Source organism: Stenotrophomonas sp. HMWF003 (assembly GCF_003061285.1).
Taxonomy (GTDB): Bacteria; Pseudomonadota; Gammaproteobacteria; order Xanthomonadales; family Xanthomonadaceae; genus Stenotrophomonas; species Stenotrophomonas maltophilia_AP.
On record NZ_QAIW01000235.1, the window covers coordinates 1 to 2,685 of the forward strand.

The window sequence follows — 2,685 nt, forward strand, 5'->3', positions numbered from 1 at the left end:
ACCGCCCAGCGTCAAAAAAGCGTGGCGTCCACCTGCTTACCGCAAGCCGAGCCCCGTAGCAGCCGGTAGGCTCCTGGGCAAAGTAAAGGAGGAGGCCGCCGTGCGGCCGGGGGACATGTGCGCCAGGGGCCTACCGACTGCTACGGGGCCCTCACGCTCGCGACCGGCCCGATGGGAGACGACAGCCGAGCAAAACGGCGCCCGTACCCCTCGGCCGTCCCGGTAGCGTCGTGCCCACTCTGCGACGGCGCTTGCAGCACGGAGCTCCCGCAGATGGGCGAAGAACAAAAAAAACGCCCCGCAATGCGGGGCGCCTTCCAACACGCGGTACCGGGACGATCAGCCCTGGTAGTCGCGCACGTCGCTGCCGGTGTAGACCTGGCGCGGACGGCCGATCTTCATTTCCGGATCGACCTGCTGTTCCAGCCAATGCGCAACCCAGCCGGAGGTACGGCCCAGGGCGAACATGACGGTGAACATTTCGGTCGGGATCTGCAGCGCCTTGTAGATGATGCCGCTGTAGAAATCGACGTTCGGGTACAGCTTGCGCGCGACGAAGTAGTCGTCCTGCAGCGCGGCCTGTTCCAGCTTGACGGCCACGTCCAGCAGCGGATCCTGCACGCCCAGCTGCTTGAGCACCTTGCCGGTCATCTCACCGATGACCTTGGCGCGCGGGTCGAAGTTCTTGTACACGCGGTGGCCGAAGCCCATCAGGCGGAAGCCGGAGGTCTTGTCCTTGGCCTTGAGCACGGCGGACTCGACGTTGTCGGCCGAACCGATCTCTTCCAGCATCTTCAGCACGGCTTCGTTGGCACCGCCGTGGGCCGGACCCCACAGCGCGGTGACGCCGGCGGCGATCGACGCGTACGGGTTGGCACCGGTCGAACCGACCAGGCGCACGGTCGAGGTCGACGCGTTCTGCTCGTGGTCGGCGTGCAGGATGAACAGCAGGTCCAGTGCCTTGACCACATCCTGATTCAGTTCGTACTGGCCGTCGGCCGATTCGAAGGTCTGCTTCAGGAAGCGGCTGACGTAGTCCAGCGAGGTGTCCGGCGTGTTGGCCGGCAGGCCCTTGCCATGGCGGTAGATCAGGGCCGACAGGGTCGGCACCTTGGCGATCAGGCGCACGGCGGCCTGGCGGCGCTGTTCGGCGTCGGACAGGTCCAGCGAGGCGTGGTAGATACCCGACAGCTGCGCGATGGCGGCGGTCAGGATGGCCATCGGGTGGGCATCCTTGGCGAAGCTGCCGATCAGGGTGTTGATCGACGGATCGACGTTGGCCTCAGCCGCCAGCTCGTCGGTGAAGGCCTTCAACTGCTCGGCGCTCGGACGCTCGCCATGGATCAGCAGGTAGGCCACTTCGACGTAGCTGGACTTTTCCGAGAGCTGCTCGATCGGATAGCCGCGATACAGCAGCACGCCCTTGTCACCGTCGATGTAGGTGATGGCGGACTTGCAGCTGGCGGTGGCGGTAAAGCCGGAGTCGTACGTGAAGAGACCGGTTTCCTTGGTCAGCTTCGAGATATCGACGCAATCGTTGCCGAGCGTAGGTTTGATGACGGGCAAAACAACCGACTTTTCGCCGGCGTTGAGCGTGACCTGATCAAGATCGGACACTGTGTGCGCTCCTCGAGGGAAGGCGCCCACCCAAGCGCATGGGGCAGGCACGTGAAGGAAGTCCACGATCGTTATCGTGGATCCCGCCATTATCGCACAGCAACATTTCTGCCGCCCTAGGACGGAAGTCGTAGACGCGGGTACGGGCCTGCGTATGGTGCGCGCGGCCAGCAACGGCAAGGCCCGGCGGCGCATGCGGACAACATCGTCCGGACACAGCGTTCCGCAGGCACCGATGCCCCGCTTGGCCTGCGTTCAGTTCACCGCCCTGGAGCGGACACAAAAAAAAACAACGGCCGCCAAGGCGACCGTTGTTTTCGTGCAACTGCAGCGACAACTCAGCGCGCGTAGCGCTTCTGGAACTTGTCGATACGGCCGCTGGTGTCGATCACCTTGTGCTTGCCCGTGTAGAACGGATGCGAAGCCGAGGAGATTTCAACCTTGACGAGCGGGTACTCGTTGCCATCTTCCCACTTGACCGTTTCCTTGGTGGACATGGTCGAACGGGTCAGGATCTTGAAATCAGAGGTAACGTCGTGGAAAACCACGTCGCGGTAAACAGGATGAGTATCGGCCTTCATGGGCGCGCACCGTAATAAGGGCTGGTGATCAAGAGCGGCATTATAGTCCCGGATGCCGCAAAGGGCAAGCCGGGACCATCAACCGTGCGAAAGGTCCGCCGCAGCGGCGTCGTCAGACGCCGAGTGCCGCCCGGACCTGGGCTTCAAAACGCCCCTGGTCGTAGGCCATCAGCAGCTGGGTGTTATCCGGCTGCCCGGTCTGGCGGTTCCAGTCGACAATGGTAGCACCTCGGCTGTGCACACCGGCCAGTTCGACGTTCAGGGGACGCGATTCGACCCGCAGGGCACCCTCGGGCTGCAGCGCCCAGGCCATGGCCAGGGCGTCGGCGGCGAACCAGCGCTCGCCGCGGCTGTCTTCGGACCACAGGCGGGTCTGGCGCGAGATCAGCTCGTAGAAGCGGGCCTTGTCGGTGTCGGCAGCCAGCCACTTCTCGACATCGGCGTGCAGCAGGCCGTGGGCGACGGTGGCTTCCCAGTCGGCCACTTC

The 2,685-nt window shown here is 64.1% G+C and carries 3 protein-coding genes; all 3 read right to left on the reverse strand.

The window, feature by feature from the left end; all coding sequences use genetic code 11:
- Positions 1–339: 339 nt before the first annotated feature.
- Positions 340–1,617, reverse strand: a complete 1,278-nt coding sequence (locus tag DBR34_RS09695; RefSeq protein WP_128096629.1) for a citrate synthase — start codon at positions 1,615–1,617, stop codon at positions 340–342.
- 338 nt (positions 1,618–1,955) lie between these two features.
- Entirely contained in the window at positions 1,956–2,198 is a 243-nt protein-coding gene (locus DBR34_RS09700; protein WP_128096630.1) for a type B 50S ribosomal protein L31, read from the reverse strand.
- 112 nt (positions 2,199–2,310) lie between these two features.
- Positions 2,311–2,685: nucleoside hydrolase (locus tag DBR34_RS09705; protein WP_181393961.1), on the reverse strand; the 375-nt coding region annotated here is incomplete at its 5' end.

Bases quoted from the DNA above. Each gene is read 5' to 3' on its own strand.
- DBR34_RS09700 (WP_128096630.1), bottom strand. From the start codon at position 2,198: ATGAAGGCCGATACTCATCCTGTTTACCGCGACGTGGTTTTCCACGAC.